Genomic DNA, 22,003 nt, shown 5'->3' with positions numbered 1-22,003 from the left:
AAAGCCCCCCGGTCCAAGTCACCAGATCTTGGCTTCCCGGTCGTAGAACCGCTGCCCCGCAGCCGTCACGAAGGCCTCCGGATCCAGCTTGGTCACGCCCGCATCGGGCATCACCCCCGCCGCCGCCAGCAGCTTGGCCGAGGCATCGTCCGCCCCGATCGCCTTCAGATGCGCGAAGGCGTCCGAGACGAAATCGACCGCCGGCTTGAACTTGGCCATCTTCGCCGCGTCCTCGGCATCCAGCACCAGCGCCACCGCGTCGAACAGCACCGAGGGCGAGCCCGCCAGCTGCGCCTCGGCCTTGCCGCGCTCCTTGGCGATCAGCATGACGCTGCCGCCCTCGGCCTCGATGGCAGTGCGCAGCGCCTCGACCTTGGCCATGTCGCCGCCATCCCCGATCAGGATGCCGACCTTGCGGCCCTTCAGGATGTGCTTGGCACTCTTCATGATCGACAGCGCGTCCGAAGGCGCCATGTCGATCGGCGCCCGCATGGGGGTCGCGGCCTCGGGCAGATCCTCGGCCAGGCCCTCGGCCACGGTCTCGGCCAGATCCTCGTCGATCACCCGCAGATGGCCCAGCACGCGCTGGATCACATGGCCCAGACCCACCTTGGACAGCTCGAAGGTGATCGCATCCGAGATATGGGTCTGCTCGGTCTCGGTCTGGCTGCGATAGAACAGGCGTGCCTGGCTGTAATGGTCGCCGAACAGTTCGGCCCGGACACGCAGCTTCTCGTCCGGCTGGTTGCCCAGGTCGGTCATCGACTTGACGGTTGCAAAGCTCTGCTCGCTGGCGCGGGGACCGGGATCCTCGCCCGCCTCGTGCAGGCTGTTCGGCTCGTAATTGGCGCGGCCCTTGGGCACGGCCATCTGCATCATCCCGTCGCGCTGGAAGTTGTGCATCGGGCACCGGGGCGCATTGACCGGGATCTGGTGGAAGTTCGTCGTCCCCAGACGCGATTTCTGGGTGTCCAGATAGCTGAACAGCCGGCCCTGCAGCAGCGGGTCGTCGGTGAAGTCGATGCCGGGCACGACATTGGTGGGCAGGAAGGCCACCTGCTCGGTCTCGGCGAAGAAGTTGTCGGGGTTGCGGTCCAGAACCAGCTTGCCGACGATGCGGACGGGAATGTCCTCCTCGGGGATCAGCTTGGTCGCGTCCAGCACGTCATAGGGCTGCTTGGCGGCCCATTCGGCGTCGAAGGTCTGGATGCCAAGATCCCATTCCGGGAAATCGCCCTGCTCGATGGCTTCCCACAGGTCCTGGCGGTGATAGTCCTGGTTGGCGCCCGCCGTCTTGACGGCCTCGTTCCAGACCTGGCTCTGCAGGCCAAGGCGCGGCTTCCAGTGGAACTTGACGAAGGTCGACTTGCCCTCATCGTTCACGAGCCGGAAGGTGTGGACGCCGAAACCCTCCATCATGCGCAGGCTGCGCGGGATGCCCCGGTCGGACATGGCCCACATGATCATGTGCATCGATTCAGGCATCAGCGACACGAAATCCCAGAAGGTGTCATGCGCGCTGCCGGCCTGCGGATAGCCCTTGTCGGACTCCATCTTGACCGAGTGGATCAGGTCCGGAAACTTGATCGCATCCTGGATGAAGAAGACCGGGATGTCGTTGCCGACCAGATCCCAGTTGCCCTCGTCCGTATAGAACTTGACCGCAAAGCCGCGCACGTCGCGGGGCGTGTCGACGCTGCCCGCGCCGCCGGCCACGGTCGAGAACCGCGTGAAGACCGGGGTGCGGCCGGGCTTCGCCAAGACACCCGCGCGAGTCAGCTCGGGAATGGGGTCGGTGCATTCGAAATAGCCATGCGCGCCCGAGCCGCGGGCGTGGACGATCCGCTCCGGGATCCGCTCATGGTCGAAATGGAAGATTTTCTCGCGCAGGACGAAATCTTCCAGCAGCGTCGGGCCCCGGGCCCCCGCCTTCAGGCTGTTCTGGTTGTCCGAGATGGGGACGCCGTGATTGGTGGTCAGGGGCTCGCCGCCCGTCTGGTGGGTCTCGCCCCCGTTGCCGCGGGTCTCGCTGATATGGGCCATGTGCCCTCCTGTTGCTGGAGCGTTGGGGGGATAACAAGACCCGGACGGGGGCGGTTCCTCCGGTGCGACCGCGTGGCGCGTCGATGGCTTGCCCACGGCCTCCGGTCCTGCGATAGATCGGGGGATGATGATGCGGACGTGGCGAAATCGGTAGACGCAGCAGACTTTGACGTTTTGGAGTGCCCGGTGGGAAACCGCCGGTGCAGAACCGCTCAAATTCGGGGAAAGCTGACGGGTTCGCCCCTGCCAATCCCGAGCCAAGCCCCCGCCTGCGGGGGAAGGTGTAGAGACTAGACGGGCGGCGCCTAACGCCTTTGCGGGCCATGGCGAAGGGATAGTCCAGACCACGAACGGGGCGCATGCGTCCCGGCGGCGAAAGTCGAAGTGGTACGAAAATCTGTTTTCTTCGGAAGTGCGGGTTCAAGTCCCGCCGTCCGCACCATCATCCTCAGCGCCGCCCCCCGGCCAGCGCACGTGCCTGCGGCAGGGCCCGCAGCCGCAGCATCGCCCAGACCCCCACCGCAGGCCCCGGCACCAGCGCCAGGAAGACCCATCGCCAGCCGCCCAGGGCCATGGCCAGCAGCGGCAGCAGCCAGATCGCCACCACCGTCAGGGCAAAGCCCAAGGCCAGCTGCAGCGTCAGGGCGGTGCCGACCAGCCGGGGATCGGCCAGTTCGGACACGGCGGCCGAGAACTGCGCGCTGTCGCCGACGATGCTGATCCCCCAGACCAGTGCGATCAGCGCCAGCAGCCAGGGCGGCCCGCCCCAGGCCCATCCGATCAGCGCCGCGCAGCCGCCCGAGACCGCCATCATCCCCGCCGTGGTCAGGCAGCGCCCGATACGGTCCGACAGCCAGCCGCCAAGCGCGCAGCCGATGACGCCCGCCGCGATCACCGCGAAGGTCAGCAGCGACGCCCCGCCAAGCGGCCCCTCGCCCGCCGCAGGGGCCGCCAGCGCATAGGCCAAAAACCACGCCCACATCGCATACAGCTCCCACATGTGGCCCAGATAGCCCAGGGTCGCCAGCCGCAGGGGCCGGTCGCGCAGCACGCGCAGCGTCTGGCGGGGATCGAAGCGGGCACGGGCGAAGCCATGCGGCCCCTCGCGCACCGCCAGCCCGAAGATCGCCGCCGAGACCAGCGCCCCCGCGCTGGCCCCCGCGACCACCAGGCGCCAGTCGAGGCCGCCGCCGAGGCCCCGCAACAGATGCGGCAGCGCCGAGCCGAGCGTGAGCGCGCCCACCAGCAGGCCCATGGCCAGCCCCCGGCCCATCACGAACCAGGTGGCCATCAGCTTCAGCGCCGGCGGATAGACCCCGGCCAGCGCGACGCCGGTGGCCAGCCGCGCGGCCAGAAGGCCGCCGAAGCCCGGCTGCAGCAGCACGACCGCATTGGCCAGCGCCGCCAGCAGCGCCGCGACGGTGATCAGCCGCGTCATGCGCAGGATGTCGGGAAGGTTCACCGCCGAGGCCGCCAGCGCCCCCAGCACGAAGCCGATCTGAACCGCATTGGTCAGCCAGGCCGCCTGGCCTTCGGAGAGGGCCCAATGGGCGACCAGATCGGGGCCGATGGCGGTGGTGGAAAACCAGCAGGCCATGGCGCCGATGACGCCGGCGCAGATCAGCGCCAGCGCCCTCCAGCGGCCGGGGGCCGGGTCTGTCAGGCCTCGACCTGCTGCGGCTCGCGCGGGGGACGGCCGATGATGTCGCGCAGGGCGTCCAGCTCGATGAAGTTGTCCGCCTGGCGCCGCAGGTCGTCGGCGATCATCGGCGGCTGGCTGCGGATGGTGGACACGACCGAGACGCGCACCCCCTGCCGCTGCAGCGCCGCAACCAGAGGGCGAAAATCGCCATCGCCCGAGAACAGCACGGCATGGTCCAGATGCGGGGCCAGCTCCATCGCATCGACGGCCAGCTCGATATCCATGTTGCCCTTGACCTTGCGGCGGCCCTGGGCATCGGTGTATTCGCGCGCCGGCTTGGTGACGACGCAGAAGCCGTTGTAATGCAGCCAGTCGACCAGCGGCCGGATGGGCGAATATTCCTCGCCTTCGACCAGGGCCGTATAATAATAGGCGCGCGTCAGTTTGCCGCGCCGGTCGAATTCCTGACGCAGCAGCTTGTAGTCGATATCGAAGCCCAAGGATTTTCCGGCGGCATAAAGGTTCGCGCCGTCTATGAAGAGTGCCAATCGGTCGTCTTTGTAAAACATCATGTTGCCTTCGGTTCGGGAATGCAGTCAAGGCACGGATCGAATCAGGGCCCGGGGGCCCGACGCGATCGGCTTACACTATGGACTCGCGGGAAAAAGAGGAATGCATGGCTGACCTGTCTTTTGGTATCGTTGCCTTGGGCGCCAATCTTCCGCTGCCCGGACAGGACCCGGCAGAGACCCTGCGCGGCGCCCTGGGCCGGCTGCAGGACGTGCCGCAGGTCCGGGTGTCCGCCGTCAGCCGGATCTGGCGGACCCCTGCCCTACCCGCCGGGGCGGGGCCGGACTATGCCAATGCGGTGGCGCTGATCCGCACCGGGCTGCCCGCGCCGGCCGTGCTGGCGGTGCTGCACGGGATCGAGGCCGATCATGGTCGCGACCGCAGCGGCGGGCGCTGGTCGGCGCGGGTGCTGGATCTGGACCTCATCGCGCTGGACGACCTGATCCTGCCGGACGCCGATCATCTGCGGGCCTGGATCGACCTGCCCCCCGACCGCCAGCGGGTCCTGACGCCCGACCAGCTGATCCTGCCCCATCCGCGCCTGCAGGACCGCGCCTTCGTGCTGGCCCCCCTGGCCGAGATCGCGCCGGGCTGGTGCCACCCGCTGACCGGTCGTAGCGTGGCGCAGATGCGGGACGCCCTGGGGCCGCAGGCGCTGGCCGGACTGGTCCCGATGGACGGGTCCGATCGGCCTGCGCGGACTTGACACGGGACGCGATGCCGGTCAGGTGTCCTTTTTCGTCCCGAATGTCCGATTCGCAACTGCACAGGTAGATTCATGGCCCGCGTAACGGTTGAAGACTGCGTCGACAAAGTTCCCAACCGCTTTGACCTGGTGTTGCTCGCCTCGCATCGCGCCCGCGAGATCACGGCCGGCTCCGCGCCGACGGTGGACCGCGACAACGACAAGAACCCGGTGGTCGCCCTGCGCGAAATCGCCGAGGAAACCCAGCCCGTCGACGATCTGCGCGAGCGGATGATCGAATCGACCCAGACCCAGATCGAGGTCGACGAGCCCGAGGAGGACGCCATGGCGCTGCTTCTGGGCGCCGAAGTGGACCGTCCCAAGCCCGCCGACGAGGAATCCGAGGAGCGGATGCTGCGCATGATGCTGGAAGCCAACCAGCGCGGCTGATACGGTCCCTGACATGCACGACACAAGGTCTTCGGCAGCAGCATGATTGACGTCGAAGACCTTCTGGCGCTGGTCCGGAACTACAACCCCCGCAGCAACTGCGCCCTGATCCGCGATGCCTATGAATACGGCATGCGGATGCATGAGGGGCAGTTCCGCCATTCGGGCGAGCCCTATTTCACCCACCCCATCGCCGTCGCCGCCATCCTGACCGAGATGCGGCTGGACGACGCGACCATCGTTACCGCCCTGCTGCACGACACGATCGAGGACACGCGCTCCACCAAGGACGAGGTCACGGCGATGTTCTCGGCCGAGATCGCCGAGCTGGTCGACGGGGTCACCAAGCTGACCAATCTGGAACTGTCCAGCACCCAGTCCAAGCAGGCCGAGAACTTTCGCAAGCTGTTCATGGCCATGTCGCGCGACATGCGGGTGATCCTGGTCAAGCTGGCCGACCGGCTGCACAACATGCGCACCATCCGCTCCATGCGTCCCGAGAAGCAGGTCAGGAAGGCGCGCGAGACGATGGACATCTATGCCCCCCTGGCGGGGCGGATGGGCATGCAATGGATGCGCGAGGAGCTGGAGGATCTGGCCTTCAAGGTCATCAATCCCGAGGCCCGCAGTTCCATCATCCGCCGCTTCGTCAGCCTGCAGAAGGACAGCGGCGACATCATCGGCAAGATCACCGCCGACATCCGCACCGAGCTGGAGAAGGAGGGTATCGAGGCCGATGTCTTCGGCCGCGCCAAGAAGCCCTTCAGCGTCTGGCGCAAGATGCAGGAAAAGCAGCTGGCCTTCTCGCGCCTGTCCGACATCTACGGGTTCCGCATCATCACCCGGTCGGAAATGGACTGCTATCGCGCGTTGGGCGTGATCCACCATCGCTGGCGGGCGGTGCCGGGGCGGTTCAAGGATTACATCAGCCAGCCCAAGTCCAACGGCTACCGGTCCATCCACACCACCGTGTCGGGGCGCGACGGAAAGCTGGTCGAGGTGCAGATCCGCACCCGCCAGATGCACGAGGTGGCCGAGGCGGGCGTGGCCGCGCATTGGGCCTATCGCGACGGGGTGCGCACGCGGAACCCCTTCGCCGTCGATCCCGCCGAATGGATCGCCCAGCTGACCGACCGTTTCGACACCGAGGACCACAACGAGTTCCTCGAGCACGTCAAGATGGAGATGTATCAGGATCAGGTCTTCTGCTTCACCCCAAAGGGCGACGTGATGCAGATGCCGCGCGGCGCGACGCCCATCGACTTCGCCTATGCGATCCACACGCGGTTGGGCAATTCCTGCGTGGGCGCCAAGATCGACGGTATCCGCGTGCCCTTGTGGACGCGGCTGAAGAACGGCCAGTCGGTCGAGATCATCGCCGCCTCGGGGCAGCGCCCGCAGGCCACCTGGCTGGATATCGTGGTGACGGGCCGCGCCAAGGCCGCGATCCGGCGCAGCTTGCGCGAGGAGGACCGCGACCGCTTCATGCGGCTTGGGCGCGAACTGGTGCGGGTCAGCTTCGAGCATGTGGGCCGCAAGGTCACCGACAAGGCGCTGCGCACCGCCGCCAAGCAGATGGGCATCCCCTCGGCCGAGGAGCTGCTGGCCCGGATCGGCAGCGCCGAGAACTCGGCCAAGGAGGTCTTGGGCGTCCTCTATCCCGAGCTGGCCGACCGCCATGACGAGATCGACGGCCAGCGCCCCTTCGCGGGGCTGGAGGCCGATGCGAACTTCAAGCGCGCGCCTTGCTGCAACCCGCTGCCGGGCGAGCGGATCATCGGCATCACCTATCGCGGCGCGGGCGTGGTCATCCATGCCATCGACTGCCCCGTGCTGGCCGAATTCGAGGATGCGCCCGACCGGTGGGTGGACCTGCAATGGCAGGAGGGGCGCCACCCGGCGGCCTATTCCACTGTGCTCAATCTGACGATCCGGCACGATGCCGGCGTGCTGGGGCGCATCTGCACCTTGATCGGGGCGCAGGGGGCGAATATCTCGAACCTCGAGTTCATCGCGCGCAAGCCCGACTTCTACCGCATCGAGGTCGAGGTCGAACTGCGCGACCATGAGCATCTGCACAACCTGCTGACCGCCCTCGAGGCGGAAAGCGACGTGGCGCAGGTCTCGCGGGTGCGGGACCCGGCTCTGAAACCCTGAGGTCGGCGGGCCGGGCCCGCTGCCGCAGACGCAACGGGTGGTCTTCGTGTTCAAACGCCGCAAGCCGCGCAGCTATGGCCAGATGGCCAGCGAGCTGATCTATCCCCGGGGCGGCTGGCGGCGGGCGGGCACCTATGTGGCCCACCGGCTGAGCCGCCTGCCCGACCAGCCCCACCGGATCGCGCGGGGCGTGGCGGCGGGGGTCTTCGTATCCTTCACGCCGCTTTTCGGGTTCCACTTCCTGTCGGCGGCGGCGGTGGCCTGGATCATCCGGGGCAACGTGCTGGCCGCCCTGCTGGCGACCTTCGTGGGCAATCCGGTCACGCTGCCCTTCATCGCGCTGGTCTCGGTCGGGCTGGGGCGCAAGATCCTGGGGCTGGAGGGCGATCTGTCGCCGCAATTCATCTTCGGCGAGTTCTCGCGGGCGACGGGCGAGCTGTGGCACAACCTTCGGTCGGTCTTCGGGTCCGAGGTCGCGCATTGGCACAATCTGGCGGATTTCTTCTTCGAGATCTTCTGGCCCTATGTGGTGGGCGGCGGGATCCTGGGGCTGTCCGTGTCGGTCGGCACGCATTACCTGACCGTGCCGGTCTTTCGCGCCTATCACCGGCGGCGCGAGAAGAAGATGGCCGAGCGCATCGCGCGGGCCTCGACGCGGGCGGCGGAACTGGCCGTCGCGCGGGCGGCCGAGGCCGAGGGGGGCGCTGCCCCCCGTCCTGCGGACTCCCCCCGGGATATTTGAGGACCGCCGCAGGAGGCGGTCAGTAGCCCTTGGCGCGGTCCACGAGATTGAGGACCGGGCGGCCCGACATCGCGCGGCGCAGGTTGTCGGCGGCGACCGGGGCGGCGGTGGCGGGGCGGGTCTCGGCGGCGATGTGGGGCGTGACGGTGACGGCGGGGTGGGACCAGAAGGGATGGTCCTCGGGCAGCGGTTCCGTCCGGAAGACGTCCAGCACCGCATGGGCCGGGCGGCCTTGGTCCAGCCCGTCCAGCATGGCCGCGTCGTCGATCAGCGTGCCGCGGCCGGGATTGATGAGCCAGGCCCCTTTCGGCAGCAGCGACAGGCGGCGGGCATCCAGAAGGTCGCGGGTGGCCGGCGTGTCGGGCAGCAGGCAGATGAGGATCTGCGCCTCGGCCAGTGCCGCGTCCAGCGCCGCGATGGAATGGACGGTGACGCCCGGGACCGGGCTGCCCGAGGCGCTGATCCCGGTCAGGGGAAAGCCGATCCCCCCCAGCATGGCGGCGGTGGCGCGCCCCAACTCTCCCATCCCCAGGATCGTGACGGGGCGCTCGGGGGCCAAGGGCGGGACGGCGCCGTTGCGCCAGAGACCGTCCTGGGCATAGCCGTCCATGCCCAGATGCGCGCGCAGGGCCCAGCCCGTGCAGTATTCGGCCATGCCGCGCGCCAGCCCCGGATCGACCATCCGCGCCAAAGGCTGGGTCAGGGTCGGGTTCGTCACGATGCGCTCGACCCCGGCCCAGAGGCTCTGGACCAGCTTGACGTGGCGATAGGGGGTGAAATCGTCGATGTCGCCCCCGGGCGCGTAGATGATCGCGTCGAAGGAGGCCGGATCGCCCTCGCGCGCCAGCTCCATCTCGGGCAGGGCGGCGCGCAGGGCCGGGGCCCATTCGGACCAGGCAGTGTCGCGGGCGGAAAAGCGGACCTTCATGGCGTCACCTCGGTCTGTGGACATGGGCGGATTGCACCAGGCCGAAGCCCAGCATCAGGATCATCAGCGAGGTGCCCCCGTAGCTGACCAGCGGCAGCGGCGAGCCCTTGGCGGGCAGAAGCCCCATCACCGTCGCCATGTTGATCGCGAAATACAGAAAGAACGTCCCCGAGATGCCGATGGTGATCAGGCTGGCGAAGCGGTCGCGGTTGGTCAGCGCCGAATAGAGGCAGAAGCCCAGGATCAGCATGTAGAGGACCAGAAGCGACGAGGCGCCGATGAAGCCGAATTCCTCGGAGAGGACGGTGAAGATGAAATCGGTGTGCTTTTCGGGCAGGAAGTTCAGCCGCGACTGCGTGCCCTGCATGAAGCCCCGCCCCGACAGCCCGCCCGAGCCGAGCGCGATCTGGCTCTGGATGATGTTGTAGCCCGCCCCCAGGGGGTCGGCGGTGGGGTCCAGAAAGGTGTCGATGCGGCGGAACTGATAGTCCTTCAGAAGCTGCCAGTCGGTGCCCCGGCTGCGCATCACCGCCACCACCAGCCCCACGGCGGCCCCGATCACCGCGCCGAAATACCACAGCGAGACGCCTGCCGCGAACATCACGATCCCGCCCCCCGCGATCAGCATGATCGAGGTGCCCAGGTCGGGCTGGATCAGCACCAGCGCGGTCGGGGCGACGATCAGCAGGATGGGCAGCAGCACCCAGAGCGGCCGGGACACGCGGTCCAGCGGCAGCCAGTCGTAATAGGCGGCCAGCAGCAGGACCAGCGCGATCTTCATCAGCTCGGACGGCTGGATGCGGACCGGGCCGATGTCGATCCAGCGCTGCGCGCCCATGCCGATCGTGCCGAACAGGTCCACCGCGATCAGCATCAGGAAGCAGGCCACATAGGCCGCGACCGAGATGCCGCGCCAGAACCACATCGGCACGAAGGCCAGCCCCAGCATCAGGACCATGCCGATGGCAAAGCGGATCATCTGCGGCTCGGCCCAGGTGTCGATCCGGCCTCCTGCCACGGAATAGAGCATCAGGAAGCCGATGCAGCTGACCGCGGTGATCAAGAGGACCAGGGGCCAGTTGATGTAGAGGATCTTGCGAAAGCCGGTCGGGACCTGCGCCGTCTGATAGTCGAGATAGGACATGCGCCTCAGGCCCTGCTGCGGCCGGGGCGCGGGGCCTCGGGGGTGTAAAGCTGCATGGCCTCGTGGCGGGCCTGCATCGCGGCGCGCTGGTCCGAGGGCACGGCATCGGTGGGCGGCAGCCCCCCGTTCAGCGCGAAGAGCAGGATGTCGCGGGCGATGGGCGCGGCCACCGCCGAGCCGCCGCCGCCATGTTCGACCACCAGCGAGACGGCGTATTTCGGCGCCTCATAGGGCGCATAGGCCACGAACAGCGCATGGTCGCGCCGCGCCCAAGGCAGCTGGTCGTTCGAGATGACGCCGCGCGCGCGTTCGGCCACGGTGATGTTGCGCACCTGACTGGTGCCGGTCTTGCCGGCCATGCGCCAGTCCTCGCGCGAGATGCGGGCGCCGCGGGCGGTGCCGCGCGCGCTGTTCATCACCGCGTCCATGCCAAGCCGCGCCACACGCAGCGACGCCTCGCTGATGTCCAGCGGCGGCGCTTCGGGGACCGGCTGGCGCACCCCGTCGATGGAGCGGACCAGCTGCGGCGCGATCTGGCGCCCCGAGGCGATGCGCGCGGTCATCACCGCCAGCTGCAAGGGGGAGGCCAGCACAAAGCCCTGCCCGATCGAGGCGTTCAGGCTGTCGCCGATCTGCCAGCTTTCGCCATAGCGGGCCTCTTTCCAGGCGCGGTCGGGCGCGATGCCCTCGGCCACCGCCGACATGGGCAGGTCATGGCGCATCCCCAGACCCAGCTTGCGGGCCATGATCGCGATACGGTCGATGCCCACGCGCTGCGCCAGCTCGTAGAAATAGACGTCGCAGCTTTCCTCGAGGCTCTTGATCGCATCGACCGTGCCATGCCCGCCGCGCCGCCAGCAATGGAAGCGCCGCCCCCCCAGCTCGGTATGGCCGGGGCAGTAGAAGCGGGTGCCCGCGTCGATCACCCCGGCCTCCAGACCCGCCATCAGGGTGACCATCTTGAAGGTCGAGCCGGGGGGATAGACGCCCTGCACGGTCTTGTCCGCCAGGGGCCGGTGGTCGTGATCCATCAGGGCGCGGTATTCGGGGCTGCTGATCCCGCGCACGAACTTGTTCGGATCGAAGCTGGGGGACGAGCAGATCGAGATCAGCTCGCCCGTCTGGCAATCCATCACCACGGCGGCGGCGCTTTCCGTGCCCATGCGCTGCGCGGCATAGTTCTGCAGGGCCGCATCCACGGTCAGCTGGACCGTGGCGCCCTGCTCGCCCTGCTGACGCGACAGCTGGCGCATCTCGCGGCCGGCACTGTTCACCTCGACGCGGCGGGCGCCGGCCTTGCCGCGCAGCACGTCCTCCAGCCGGCCCTCCACGCCGATCTTGCCCAGCTGAAAATCGGGCAGGCGCAGGACCGGGTCCGGATCCTCGATCCGCGACAGGTCGTAATCGCTGACCGGGCCGACATAGCCCATGACATGGGCGAAATCGCCGGCACGGGGATAGGCACGCGACAGGGCCGATTCGGGCGTCACGCCGGGCAGCGAGGGGGCGTTGACGGCGATGGCGCTGAACTGTTCCCAGGACAGGCGGTCGGCCAGCACGATGGGGGTGATCGCGCTGCGGCGCGAGAATTCCTCGACCAGCTCGGCGATGCGGGCCTCGGACATCGGGATCAGCTGGGACAGGCGGCGCAGGACCGGCGCGACATCGCCGCCCGCCTCCTCGCGGGTCAGGGTGACGCGATAGTTCTGTTCGTTCCCCGCGATGATGAGGCCGGTGCGGTCCAGGATCAGCCCGCGCGAGGGCGGAAGCAGGCGGATCTTGATCGAGTTGCCGTCCGCCAGCATCCGGTATTCCTCGGCATGGTCCAGCTGCATCGACCGCATCTTCAGCGCCAGCGTGGTGACCGTCGCCACCTGGATGCCGGCCAGCATCAGCCCGCGCCGGGTGATCTGGCGGGTGCTGTCGATGATCTCGCGTTGGGATTTCTTCATGCCGTCCCCGATCCGTCCCGGCCCCGCGTTCCGGGGGCCCTTGCCTTGTGGCCGCCGCTATGTCGTCTCGCCGTGGCCGTGGCGGCGCAGACCCAGCAGCCAGCGCGCGGCAAAGACCACCAGCGGATAGGCCATGACCGTCGCCAGATATTGCAGGATCACCTGACCGAGCGCCGCCACCGGCAGCAGGACCAGGATCTGCATCAGGCGATAGCCCAGCATCATGCCCCCGATGAGAAGGCCGACCCGCAGCCATTCAACCATGAATGGCTGGTCGCGCCAACGGGGCTCGCGCAGGCGTGCGGCCTCCGAGCCGATCAGCACCACGGCGGTCCACAGGCCCAGGGGGCGCATCAGCAGCACATCCTCGACCAGCACGGCCAGCACGATGACGGCGGCGGCCAGCTGGTCGGGGCGGCGCAGCACCCAAGCCAGGATCAGCGCCAGTCCCAGATCCGGGCCGGGCCAGCCCATGATCCCCTCGGACAAGGGCAGCAGACGGATGAACAGCAAGGCCCAGGCCGCGCCCAGAAAGACCAGCGACCCCAGGACCAGGCTGCGGTTGGGGATCTGGATCACGGCGCGGTGCCCGGGTCCAGCGGATCGGTCGCCCGCGCCGCATCCACGGGCGAGGTCGGCAGCAGCGGGCCGATGAAGTCGCGGCGCCCGCCCCGGATCACGGCCTGGCTGTCCACCACGGCCTCGGCCGGGTGGGAGCGCAGCACGCGCAGGAACTCCAGCCGCTCGTAATCGGCGGCCATCCGCAGGCGCAGCCGCCCGTCGCTGCCCTGCGCCACCTGCCCCACCAGCAGCCCCGGCGGAAACACCCCGCCATCGCCCGAGCTGACGACCCGGTCGCCGGGGCGCACATTGTCGGCCTGTTCCACGAAGTCCAGAAGCGGCAGCGGCGTGTTGTCGCCAGTCAGCAGCGCGCGTTCGCCCGTCGGCTGCACCGTCACCGGCAGGCGCGACGAGGGATCGGTCAGCAGCACCACCCGGCTGGTGCGGTTGCCCACGCCCGAGATGCGGCCCACCAGCCCCAGCCCGTCCATCGTGGCCCAGCCCTCGATGATGCCGTCCTGCGCGCCCACGTTCAGCAGCACCGACTGGCGGAAGGCCGAGCCGCTGTCGACCATCACCACCCCCGTCACGCTGGTCAGGGCCGGGTCGATGCGCACGTTGTTCTGCGCCAGCAGCTTGGAGTTCTCCTGCTCCAGCTGAACGGCAGCCTCTTTCCAGGCCGACATGCGCTGCAATTCGCGGCGCAGCTCCTGGTTCTGTTCGTAGAGCCGGGCATAGCTCTGGAAGCCCGCGACCATCTGGGTCATCCGCGTGACCGGCACCAGCGCCCATTCAAAGCGGGGCACGATGCGGTCGATCATCGCGGTGCGCATCTGTTCGGCGCGCGGGCTGTCGATGCGCCAGAACAGGAACAGCCCCAGCAGGGCCAGCGCCAGAACGGCGATCAGCACGCGCCGGACGGGCGTGGCGAAATCAGGACCCCTCTGCGCCATTCAGCGCCCCCTGCCTTCTGGCCGGATCAGCTGTCGTAGTCGATGACGTGACGCAGCTGCTTTTCGAATTCCAGCGCCTTGCCGGTGCCAAGCGCCACGCAGCTCATCGGCTGATCGGCCAGGCTGATCGACAGGCCGGTCTGCTCGCGCAAAGCCAGATCCAGCTCGCCCAGCATGGCGCCGCCGCCGGTCAGCATGACGCCGCGGTCGACGATGTCGGCGGCCAGATCCGGGGGCGTCGCTTCCAGCGCGACCATCACGGCCTCGCAGATGGCCTGCACGGGTTCGGACAGCGCCTCAGCGACCATGGCCTGGCTGATCTCGATCTCTTTCGGGATGCCGTTCAGCAGGTCACGGCCCCGGATCATCAACGTCGCACCGCGCCCGTCATCGGGCATGCGGGCGGTGCCGATGCTGGTCTTGATGCGTTCCGCCGTCGATTCACCGATCAGCATGTTCTGGTTGCGGCGCAGATAGTTGATGATCGCCTCGTCCATGCGGTCGCCGCCGATGCGGACGGACCGGGCATAGACCACGTCGCCCAGGGACAACACCGCCACCTCGGTCGTGCCGCCGCCGATGTCGACGACCATGGAGCCGGTCGGTTCGGTGATCGGCATGCCCGCGCCGATGGCCGCCGCGATCGGTTCCGCGATCAGGCCGGCCTTGCGGGCGCCTGCGGACAGGACCGACTGGCGGATCGCGCGCTTTTCAACGGGGGTCGCGCCGTGGGGCACGCAGACGATGATCTTGGGCTTGGAGAAGGTCGTGCGCTTGAACACCTTCTTGATGAAGTGCTTGATCATCTGCTCGGCGCTGTCGAAATCGGCGATGACGCCCTCGCGCATGGGCCGGATCGCCTCGATGCTGCCCGGCGTGCGGCCCAGCATCAGTTTGGCATCCTCGCCCACGGCCAGAACGACGCGCTTGCCATCCTTGACGTGATAGGCCACGACCGAGGGCTCGTTCAGGATGATGCCCTTGCCCTTGACATAGATCAGCGTGTTCGCCGTCCCCAGATCGATTGCGATGTCGGTCGAAAACAAACCGCCGAATGCCATGCCCGTATCCTTTCGCGCCGGTTGTCCCGGCCTGCCCTGTTCTGATGTCCCGCAGGGGGGCCTTGCCCCCCGATCGCCTGTCCAAGCGTCCGTATAGAGCCACGCCGCCCACCCGGAAAGCCCCGATGCGCGCAAGGCGCCGCGAAAGCGGCTTCTTGCGCGTCCGGCGTGCGAACGCCCCTCGGGACTGAACCCCCAGGTTTAGTGAGAGTACATGCTGATCTGCCGGGCATCGCTGCCTTCGGCGGTCATGGCCCGGCGCAGGATCAGCCGGTTCAGCGCCCCCACATAGGCCTTGACCGAGGCCAGGATCGTGTCCGTGTCGGCGGCCTGACCGGTGACGATGCGGCCATCCTCCTCCATGCGGACGCTGACCGTGGCCTGGGCATCGGTGCCCTCGGTCACGGCATGGACCTGGTACAGCAGCAGCCGCGCCTCGTGCGGAAAGATCTGCCGCACGGCGTTGAAGCAGGCGTCCACGGGACCGTCGCCGGTCGTCTCGGCGCGCTTCTCCTCGCCGTCCACGATCATGGTCAGATCCGCCGACTGCCCGTCGCTGCCGCAGATGACGCGCAGGTGCTTGACCTGCAGGTGATCCTCGGCGGTGTTGGCGGCGGCATCCAGCACCAGCGCGATGATGTCGTCGTCATAGACCTCCTTCTTGCGGTCGGCCAAGGCCTTGAAGCGCACGAAGATGTCCTTGAGCTGGTTGTCCCCGACCTCATGGCCCAGATCGGCCAGCTTGGCGCGCAGGGCGGCGCGGCCCGAATGCTTGCCCATGGCGATGTTGTTCTCGGTCAGGCCGATATCGGCGGGGCGCATGATCTCGAAGGTCTCGACATTCTTCAGCACGCCGTCCTGATGGATGCCGGATTCGTGCAGGAAGGCGTTCTTGCCGACGATGGCCTTGTTGAACTGCACCGGAAAGCCGGACACGGCGGCCACGCGGCGCGAGATGCCCATGATCTTGGTCGTGTCGATCCCGGTCCGGTAGGGCAGGATGTCGTTCCTGACCCGCATCGCCATCACCACCTCTTCCAGCGCGGTGTTGCCGGCGCGTTCGCCCAACCCGTTGATCGTGCATTCGATCTGGCGGGCGCCCGCCTCGACGGCGGCCAGGCTGTTGGCGGTCGCCATGCCCAGGTCGTTGTGGCAATGCGTGGCGAAGATGATCTGATCCGCGCCCGGCACGCGCTCCAGCAGCATCCGGATGAGGGCGGCGGATTCGCGCGGCGCGGTATAGCCGACCGTGTCGGGGATGTTGATCGTCGTGGCGCCCGCCTTGATGGCGATCTCGACCACCCGGCACAGATAGTCATGTTCGGTCCGCGTCGCGTCCATGGGCGACCATTGCACGTTGTCGCACAGGTTGCGGGCATGGGTGACGGTCTGGAAGATGCGGTCCGCCATCTGGTCCATGTCCAGATTGGGGATCGCGCGGTGCAGCGGCGAGGTGCCGATGAAGGTGTGGATGCGGGGCTGGCGGGCGTGCTTCACCGCCTCCCAGCAGCGGTCGATGTCGGGGATCTGGGCGCGGGCCAGGCCGCAGATCACGCTGGTCCGGGCCATCCGCGCGATCTCGGACACGGCGGCGAAATCGCCTTCCGAGGCGATGGGAAAGCCCGCCTCGATGATGTCCACGCCCATCTCGTCCAGCATCCCGGCGATTTCCAGCTTCTCGGCATGGGACATAGTGGCGCCGGGCGATTGCTCGCCGTCGCGCAGGGTGGTGTCGAAGATCACGACGCGGTTCTGATCGGTCATCTGAGGGGTCTTTCTTACGGTGCCTTGGGATCGGATCCGGGCGCTGACCTGACTGAGCGGTGGCCCGGAAGACCCGCTCAGCGCAGCGTAAGAAGCAGCAGACCGCGGGACGGCACGGCCCGGCGCACCGTCGGGGGCGCGGTCGGGGCGATGAATGGGGAACGCATCCGGGTCATGCGGGCGAATATGCCCCCCCGCGCGCGGCTTGAAAAGCCCTGATCGTCATCGCCCATGGAGGAGGCAGCCGGGCCACATTCCCGGCCGGCCGTCATTGTAACGACACATTTTCGCTGGCCCCCTTCGGCAAGCCTGCCTATCCTTTCAGCACGACAACCAGAAACGACAACCAACAGATGAGGGAACGATGTCACGAAAGATCGTCGTGGGCTTCGACGGCAGCGATGCCTCGAGGCGCGCCCTGGACTTCGCCATCACCCGCGCGCAGGCGCAGGGGGACAACATCCTGATCGCGCATGTGCTGGAATGGTCGCCCTACAGCTTCCTGACCGCCGCCGAGGTCGAGGAACGCCACCGCCGCCGCAAGGAGGAGTTGCAGCGCGCCGAGACCGCCATCCTGACCCCGGTGGTCCGCCACGTCGAGGATGCGGGCATCCCCTGCGCCACCACGCTGCGCTATGGCCATATCGCCGAGACGCTGTGCCGGATCGCGAAGGACGAGGGGGCCGCGATGATCTTCATCGGCCGAATGGGCAATTCCGGCTTCGCCTCGCGCATCTTCGGATCGGTCGCGGCCACGCTGGCGCAGGTCTCGCCCGTGCCCGTGGTCATCGTGCCATGACCGGCGCCTCAACAGGGATGACATATATGACCAAAGCATCACTCGCGGCTCTGGCCGTGCTGGCCGCCGGCCCCGCAGGTGCCCAAGGCATCGACGAGACGGTGAACCAGGTCTTCGCCAATTCGACAGGCTGGTTCGTCAGCCTGATCTTTTCCAACTTTCCCGGCACGACCTTCCCCTGGATCGTCGGCTGGCTGGTGGTCGCGGCCAGCGTCTTCACCGTCTATTTCGGGCTGATCCAGATCCGCGCCTTCGGCCATGCCCTGGCGCTGGTCCGGGGCGACTATTCCGATCCCAACGATGCGGGCGAGGTCAGCCATTTCCAGGCCCTGACCACCGCCCTGTCGGGCACCGTGGGCCTGGGCAACATCGCGGGCGTCGCGGTGGCCATCGGCATCGGCGGTCCGGGGGCGACCTTCTGGATGATCCTGGCAGGCCTGCTGGGCATGGCGTCGAAGTTCACCGAATGCACGCTTGGCGTCAAATACCGCAACGAATATGCCGACGGCACCGTCTCGGGCGGGCCGATGTACTACATGACCAAGGGCTTCGCCGAGCGCGGCCTGCCGGGCGGCAAGTTTCTGGCGGTGCTCTTCGCGGTCTTCTGCATCCTCGGCAGCTTTGGCGGCGGCAACATGTTCCAGGCCAATCAGGCCCATGCCCAGATCGCCAATGTCACCGGCGCCTTTCCCGGCTGGATCACCGGCCTCGTCATGGCCATCGTGGTCTTTCTGGTCATCGTCGGCGGCCTGAAGTCCATCGCCAGCGTCACCGAAAAGATCGTGCCCTTCATGGCGGCGGTCTATGTCGGCACGGCGGTGATCATCATCGGCATGAACTTCGACATGATCGGCACGGCCTTCAGCCAGATCCTGACGGGCGCCTTCACCAATGACGGGGTCGTGGGCGGGGCCATCGGCGCGCTGATCCAGGGCTTCCGCCGCGCGGCCTTCTCCAACGAGGCGGGCATCGGCTCGGCCGCCATCGCCCACAGCGCCGTGCGCACCAAGGAGCCCATCACCGAAGGCTTCGTGTCCCTGCTGGAACCGTTCATCGACACGGTCGTCATCTGCACGATGACCGCGCTGGTGATCATCATCACCGGCCAGCTGATCCAGGATCCGACCACCGGCCTCTTCCTGCTGAACGAGGCGGGCGACGGCATCCAGACCGTGACGGGCAATTCCGGCGTCACCCTGACCTCGGACGCGTTCAGCAGCGCCTTCGGCTGGTTCCGCTACATCCTGGTGCTGGCCGTGGTGCTGTTCGCCTTCTCGACGATGATCTCGTGGAGCTATTACGGGCTGAAGGCCTGGACCTTCCTCTTCGGCGAGGGCCAGACCAAGGAGCTGATCTTCAAGATCATCTTCTGCCTGTTCGTGATCATCGGCGCCTCGGCCAATCTGGGTCCGGTCATCGACTTCTCGGATGCGATGATCTTCGCCATGGCGATCCCGAACATCATCGCGCTCTATCTGCTGATGCCGATCGTGAAGGCCGAGATGAACCGCTATCTCTCCCGCCTGAAGACGGGCGAGATCCGCAAGTTCGAATAGGGCCGCCCCCCGGGGCAGCGGACAGGGGCGCGGGCGCTGCGGCACCCGCGCCCCCTTGTCATGGTGGCCATCATGACAAGGGGGTGGAATTCGCGGTGGCCCGGCGCGCCGATCCGTGCGAAGGACGCGCCCCAAACCCAGAGCGTCCGAGGATCCCATGACCAAGCCCCCCTTCGTTCATCCCGGCATGCGGCTGCCCTTCGCGCTGCTGGTGACCTGCTTCGCGGCCTGGGGGATCGCGGCGAACATGACCGACCCGCTGGTGCAGGTCTTCTCGCGAATCTTCTCGATGACCACGCTGCAGGCCTCCTTCGTGCAGTTCGCCTATTACGGGGCGTATTTCCTGCTGGCGCTGCCGGCGGCCTTCCTCAACCGGCGCTTTTCCTACCGCACCGGGATCCTGACGGGGCTGGGCTGCGCGATCCTGGGGGCGTTCATGTTCTATCCGGCGGCGCAGGCGATGACCTTCGGGTTCTTCCTGCTGGCGCTGTTCCTGCTGGCGGGCGGGCTGTCGATCCTGGAGACCTCGGCCAATCCCTTCGTGATGGCGATGGGCCCCGAGGCGAACGGCACCCGCCGCCTGAACTTGGCGCAGGCCTTCAACCCGGTGGGCACCAATATCGGGGTCTTCCTGGCCGCGACGCTGATCCTGCCGCAGCTGAACGTCGCCAGCGCCGCCGACCGCGCCGCCATGGCGCCCGAGGCGCTGAACGCCGTCCGTCAGGCCGAGCTGCAGGCGGTGATGACCCCCTATGTGGGCTTCGCCTTCGTCTTGCTGGCGATCTGGGTCGCCATCGCGCTGATCCCCATGCCCACCCGGCAGGAGCGCGTGCAGGAGGCCGAGGCGCCGCTGCAGTTCGGCGCGACCCTGCGCCGCCTGATGTCGAACCGGCACTATGTCTTCGGCGTGGGGGCGCAGTTCTTCAACGTCGCGGCGCAGACCTGCGTCTGGACCTTCACCATCCCCTATGTGCTGGCGGCCCTCGGCGGGACCGAGGCGCAGGCGGGCTGGTACCTGCAGGCCAGCCTGATCGTCTTCCTGATCGCGCGCTTTGCCATGGTGGGACTGATGGTCGTGATCCGGCCCGCCCTGCTGCTGGCGGCGATGGCTTTGCTGGGCACGGCACTGTGCTTCTATGCCGCCGCAGCGCCGGGTCTGGGCGGGGTCTGGGCGGTGGTCGCGCTGTCGGCCTGCCTGTCGCTGATGTTTCCCACCATCTATGGCATCGCCCTGCACGGGCTGGGGCAGGACACCAAGTTCGGTGCGGCAGGGCTGGTCATGGCGATCCTGGGCGGGGCGGTGATGCCGTTGGCCCATGGCGCCCTGATGGACGCGCAGGGCGCCGCGCTGGCCTATGTCGTGCCGGGGCTGTGCTTCCTGGTGGTGGCGGCGTTCGGCCTGTTCGACATGCGCCATGGCGCAGGCGGCACCCGGTCGCAGGCCTCGGCGCGGGCCTAGCCGCGGCGGCGGCGCGGCATCAGCTGCTGAGCGCCGCCCGCGAAGAGCAGCCAGACCGACGAGGCGATCAGCCCCAGGTTCGCCCAGCTTTGCGGGTGGAAGTCGACCAGCGCCGCCCAGCCCGCGAAGACCACCCAGGCCAGCGCCACCGGCAGCGTGATCAGGCGCCAGCGCTCGGTCCGGACCGGGTGGACGAACTTGATGTTGGTGAACATCGCGATGCTCAGCGCGGTGACGATCAGCAGGATGATCGTCCAGTGCGGCTCGACCGCGAAGAGGACGAGGACGACCATGTTCCAGCAGCCCGGAAAGCCCGCGAAGGAATTGTCGCGGGTCTTCATGCGGGTGTCGGCGAAATAGACCACACTGGTGAAGACGATGACGATGATCGCGAACCAGCCCGTCCAGCCCGACAGCAGCCCCGACTGGAACAGCGCGAAGGCCGGGATGAACACATAGGTCAGATAGTCGATGATCAGGTCCATCAGCTCGCCGTCATAGGCGGGCCAGTTGCTCTTGACCTCGTAGCGCCGCGCCAGCGGGCCGTCGATGCCGTCCACGACGAAGGCCACGACCAGCCACAGGAACATCAGCGCCCAATCGGCCTGGACCGCGGCCAGCATGGCCAGCATGGCAAGAACCGCCCCGGTGGCGGTGAGAAGATGAACGGCAAGGGCCTTGTGACGCAACTGCATGCCGGTTTGTCGCAGGTTGACCCCGGCTCTGCAACCGCGCTTGGCCGCCTCAGCGCAGGATCGGGGGGCCCTTGGGCCGGGGCGCCGGTTCCTCGGGCGCAGGCAGGGCCAGATCGAACAGCAGCGCGCCGGGGGGCGGCGGGGTCTCGGCAAAGCTGATGTCGACGCCGCCGGGCTGGGGGGGCAGGAAGGCCAGCGCCTCGGACAGGGCCTTGGCGATGGCGGGCTGGCGGTCCACGGGCGCGCCCGCGATCAGCAGCAGATGCCCGCGATCCGCGCCGCCCGCGGCCTGGCTGCCGACCAGCGCCGCCCCGGCGATCAGCCCGCGCAGATCGGCCAACCGTTCGGACAGGGGCCGGCCCAGCACCTCGGCCACCTGCGGATCGGGCGCGGTCAGGCGCAGCTGCGCCTCGCCCGTCTGGGGGGCGGCCTGCAGGGCGCCGGTCAGCCAGTCCAGCATCGCCGCGTCCAGCATCATCTCGGACGGGTGGCCGGGATTGACCAGCAGCCCCGCGCCGTCAGCCTTCAGCAGCTCGGCCAGCACCCGGCCCGGCAGGGCGGCATAGGCCACGGCCCGGCCGAAGAAATCGGCCAGCCGGTCCTCGCTGTCGCAGGCCAGCGCCACGCGCGCGCCCTCAAGATCAAAGATCTGCAATTCGACCGCGTCATGGAGAGGTTCGCGCAGCAGGGCCACCGACAGCTCGGTATCGGCCAGCCGCGACAGCATCCGCGCGCGCTGCGGCGCGTCCGCATCGTGAAAGGGAACCGGGGCAAGATCGTCCAATGCGCTCATGTCGGGGGCCTTTCGGGGCAGGAACCGGACCTGCGTAATGGTCGCACCC

Annotated in this window: 19 protein-coding genes; 7 read left to right on the top strand and 12 right to left on the bottom strand. The window is 67.9% G+C overall.

Translation table 11 applies throughout. The features are described from left to right. Nucleotides 1–18: 18 nt before the first annotated feature. The 3 genes from FA743_RS04685 to FA743_RS04675 all read right to left on the bottom strand — a co-directional run bounded on the left by FA743_RS04685 (nt 19) and on the right by FA743_RS04675 (nt 4,254). Nucleotides 19–2,043 carry a catalase gene (locus tag FA743_RS04685; protein ID WP_136884702.1) on the bottom strand — a complete coding sequence of 675 codons (2,025 nt, stop codon included), beginning with the start codon at nt 2,041–2,043 and terminating at the stop codon, nt 19–21. A 448-nt stretch (nt 2,044–2,491) separates the two neighbouring features. Beyond that, the gene (locus tag FA743_RS04680) at nt 2,492–3,664 is read right to left on the bottom strand and encodes an MFS transporter (protein ID WP_281281763.1); all 1,173 of its coding nucleotides are present in this window, start codon (nt 3,662–3,664) and stop codon (nt 2,492–2,494) included. A 38-nt stretch (nt 3,665–3,702) separates the two neighbouring features. Next, the gene (locus FA743_RS04675) at nt 3,703–4,254 is read right to left on the bottom strand and encodes a LabA-like NYN domain-containing protein (RefSeq protein WP_136884701.1); all 552 of its coding nucleotides are present in this window, start codon (nt 4,252–4,254) and stop codon (nt 3,703–3,705) included. 107 nt (nt 4,255–4,361) lie between these two features. Here FA743_RS04675 and folK point away from each other — a divergent pair, with 107 nt between their 5' ends. The 4 genes from folK (at nt 4,362) to FA743_RS04655 (ending at nt 8,289) form a co-directional block, all read left to right on the top strand. Further along, the gene (gene folK, locus FA743_RS04670) at nt 4,362–4,961 is read left to right on the top strand and encodes a 2-amino-4-hydroxy-6-hydroxymethyldihydropteridine diphosphokinase (RefSeq protein ID WP_136884700.1); all 600 of its coding nucleotides are present in this window, start codon (nt 4,362–4,364) and stop codon (nt 4,959–4,961) included. A gap of 72 nt (nt 4,962–5,033) precedes the next feature. After that, entirely contained in the window at nt 5,034–5,390 is a 357-nt protein-coding gene (rpoZ, locus tag FA743_RS04665) for a DNA-directed RNA polymerase subunit omega (protein ID WP_136884699.1), read from the top strand. A gap of 42 nt (nt 5,391–5,432) precedes the next feature. Beyond that, nucleotides 5,433–7,547 carry a RelA/SpoT family protein gene (locus FA743_RS04660; protein WP_136884698.1) on the top strand — a complete coding sequence of 705 codons (2,115 nt, stop codon included), beginning with the start codon at nt 5,433–5,435 and terminating at the stop codon, nt 7,545–7,547. 46 nt (nt 7,548–7,593) lie between these two features. After that, nucleotides 7,594–8,289: a DUF2062 domain-containing protein gene (locus FA743_RS04655; RefSeq protein WP_246054830.1), complete on the top strand. Its 696-nt coding sequence runs from the start codon at nt 7,594–7,596 to the stop codon at nt 8,287–8,289. Nucleotides 8,290–8,308: 19 nt separating this feature from the next. On the opposite strand, the gene FA743_RS04650 is transcribed toward FA743_RS04655, so the two are convergent. The 7 genes from FA743_RS04650 to FA743_RS04620 all read right to left on the bottom strand — a co-directional run bounded on the left by FA743_RS04650 (nt 8,309) and on the right by FA743_RS04620 (nt 16,652). Further along, nucleotides 8,309–9,217: a 2-hydroxyacid dehydrogenase gene (locus tag FA743_RS04650; RefSeq protein WP_136884736.1), complete on the bottom strand. Its 909-nt coding sequence runs from the start codon at nt 9,215–9,217 to the stop codon at nt 8,309–8,311. A gap of 4 nt (nt 9,218–9,221) precedes the next feature. Next, complete coding sequence (rodA, locus tag FA743_RS04645; protein WP_136884697.1) at nt 9,222–10,361, bottom strand: rod shape-determining protein RodA; 1,140 nt, start codon at nt 10,359–10,361, stop codon at nt 9,222–9,224. Between the two features lie 5 nt (nt 10,362–10,366). Continuing rightward, the gene (gene mrdA, locus FA743_RS04640) at nt 10,367–12,313 is read right to left on the bottom strand and encodes a penicillin-binding protein 2 (protein WP_136884696.1); all 1,947 of its coding nucleotides are present in this window, start codon (nt 12,311–12,313) and stop codon (nt 10,367–10,369) included. A 57-nt stretch (nt 12,314–12,370) separates the two neighbouring features. Then, entirely contained in the window at nt 12,371–12,892 is a 522-nt protein-coding gene (locus FA743_RS04635; RefSeq protein WP_136884695.1) for a rod shape-determining protein MreD, read from the bottom strand. Then, the gene (gene mreC, locus FA743_RS04630; RefSeq protein WP_136884694.1) at nt 12,889–13,827 is read right to left on the bottom strand and encodes a rod shape-determining protein MreC; all 939 of its coding nucleotides are present in this window, start codon (nt 13,825–13,827) and stop codon (nt 12,889–12,891) included. Before mreC ends, FA743_RS04635 begins: the two co-directional genes overlap by 4 nt. 26 nt (nt 13,828–13,853) lie before the next feature. Further along, entirely contained in the window at nt 13,854–14,888 is a 1,035-nt protein-coding gene (locus FA743_RS04625; RefSeq protein WP_136884693.1) for a rod shape-determining protein, read from the bottom strand. Nucleotides 14,889–15,089: 201 nt separating this feature from the next. Next, nucleotides 15,090–16,652 (bottom strand): 2-isopropylmalate synthase, encoded by a 1,563-nt coding sequence (locus FA743_RS04620; protein WP_136884692.1) that lies wholly within the window; start codon nt 16,650–16,652, stop codon nt 15,090–15,092. A 364-nt stretch (nt 16,653–17,016) separates the two neighbouring features. On the opposite strand from FA743_RS04620, the gene FA743_RS04615 reads away from it, so the two are divergent. The 3 genes from FA743_RS04615 to fucP all read left to right on the top strand — a co-directional run bounded on the left by FA743_RS04615 (nt 17,017) and on the right by fucP (nt 20,466). Continuing rightward, nucleotides 17,017–17,451: a universal stress protein gene (locus FA743_RS04615; RefSeq protein WP_136884691.1), complete on the top strand. Its 435-nt coding sequence runs from the start codon at nt 17,017–17,019 to the stop codon at nt 17,449–17,451. 26 nt (nt 17,452–17,477) lie between these two features. Further along, nucleotides 17,478–19,007: an alanine/glycine:cation symporter family protein gene (locus tag FA743_RS04610; protein WP_425467165.1), complete on the top strand. Its 1,530-nt coding sequence runs from the start codon at nt 17,478–17,480 to the stop codon at nt 19,005–19,007. 157 nt (nt 19,008–19,164) lie between these two features. Then, a complete protein-coding gene (fucP, locus tag FA743_RS04605; RefSeq protein ID WP_136884689.1) occupies nt 19,165–20,466 on the top strand; it encodes an L-fucose:H+ symporter permease in 1,302 nt (433 codons plus the stop codon). On the opposite strand, the gene FA743_RS04600 is transcribed toward fucP, so the two are convergent. Together FA743_RS04600 and FA743_RS04595 are read right to left on the bottom strand one after the other, a co-directional pair. Further along, nucleotides 20,463–21,161, bottom strand: a complete 699-nt coding sequence (locus tag FA743_RS04600; protein ID WP_136884688.1) for a CDP-alcohol phosphatidyltransferase family protein — start codon at nt 21,159–21,161, stop codon at nt 20,463–20,465. The genes fucP and FA743_RS04600 overlap by 4 nt on opposite strands. Nucleotides 21,162–21,210: 49 nt before the next feature. Continuing rightward, entirely contained in the window at nt 21,211–21,954 is a 744-nt protein-coding gene (locus FA743_RS04595; RefSeq protein ID WP_136884687.1) for an SseB family protein, read from the bottom strand. Nucleotides 21,955–22,003: the final 49 nt, after the last annotated feature.

The sequence above is a fragment of the Paracoccus gahaiensis genome (assembly GCF_005048225.1).
Lineage (GTDB): Bacteria > Pseudomonadota > Alphaproteobacteria > Rhodobacterales > Rhodobacteraceae > Paracoccus > Paracoccus gahaiensis.
The sequence above is the reverse complement of the archived record's forward strand: the minus strand, read 5'-3'. Positions and strand labels throughout refer to the sequence as shown.

Bases quoted from the DNA above. Each gene is read 5' to 3' on its own strand.
- FA743_RS04615 (WP_136884691.1), top strand. From the start codon at position 17,017: ATGTCACGAAAGATCGTCGTGGGCTTCGACGGCAGCGATGCCTCGAGG.
- FA743_RS04675 (WP_136884701.1), bottom strand. From the start codon at position 4,254: ATGTTTTACAAAGACGACCGATTGGCACTCTTCATAGACGGCGCGAAC.
- FA743_RS04625 (WP_136884693.1), bottom strand. From the start codon at position 14,888: ATGGCATTCGGCGGTTTGTTTTCGACCGACATCGCAATCGATCTGGGG.
- FA743_RS04620 (WP_136884692.1), bottom strand. From the start codon at position 16,652: ATGACCGATCAGAACCGCGTCGTGATCTTCGACACCACCCTGCGCGAC.
- FA743_RS04685 (WP_136884702.1), bottom strand. From the start codon at position 2,043: ATGGCCCATATCAGCGAGACCCGCGGCAACGGGGGCGAGACCCACCAG.
- FA743_RS04595 (WP_136884687.1), bottom strand. From the start codon at position 21,954: ATGAGCGCATTGGACGATCTTGCCCCGGTTCCCTTTCACGATGCGGAC.
- mreC (WP_136884694.1), bottom strand. From the start codon at position 13,827: ATGGCGCAGAGGGGTCCTGATTTCGCCACGCCCGTCCGGCGCGTGCTG.
- FA743_RS04600 (WP_136884688.1), bottom strand. From the start codon at position 21,161: ATGCAGTTGCGTCACAAGGCCCTTGCCGTTCATCTTCTCACCGCCACC.
- rodA (WP_136884697.1), bottom strand. From the start codon at position 10,361: ATGTCCTATCTCGACTATCAGACGGCGCAGGTCCCGACCGGCTTTCGC.
- FA743_RS04660 (WP_136884698.1), top strand. From the start codon at position 5,433: ATGATTGACGTCGAAGACCTTCTGGCGCTGGTCCGGAACTACAACCCC.
- folK (WP_136884700.1), top strand. From the start codon at position 4,362: ATGGCTGACCTGTCTTTTGGTATCGTTGCCTTGGGCGCCAATCTTCCG.
- rpoZ (WP_136884699.1), top strand. From the start codon at position 5,034: ATGGCCCGCGTAACGGTTGAAGACTGCGTCGACAAAGTTCCCAACCGC.
- mrdA (WP_136884696.1), bottom strand. From the start codon at position 12,313: ATGAAGAAATCCCAACGCGAGATCATCGACAGCACCCGCCAGATCACC.
- FA743_RS04650 (WP_136884736.1), bottom strand. From the start codon at position 9,217: ATGAAGGTCCGCTTTTCCGCCCGCGACACTGCCTGGTCCGAATGGGCC.
- fucP (WP_136884689.1), top strand. From the start codon at position 19,165: ATGACCAAGCCCCCCTTCGTTCATCCCGGCATGCGGCTGCCCTTCGCG.
- FA743_RS04610 (WP_425467165.1), top strand. From the start codon at position 17,478: ATGACCAAAGCATCACTCGCGGCTCTGGCCGTGCTGGCCGCCGGCCCC.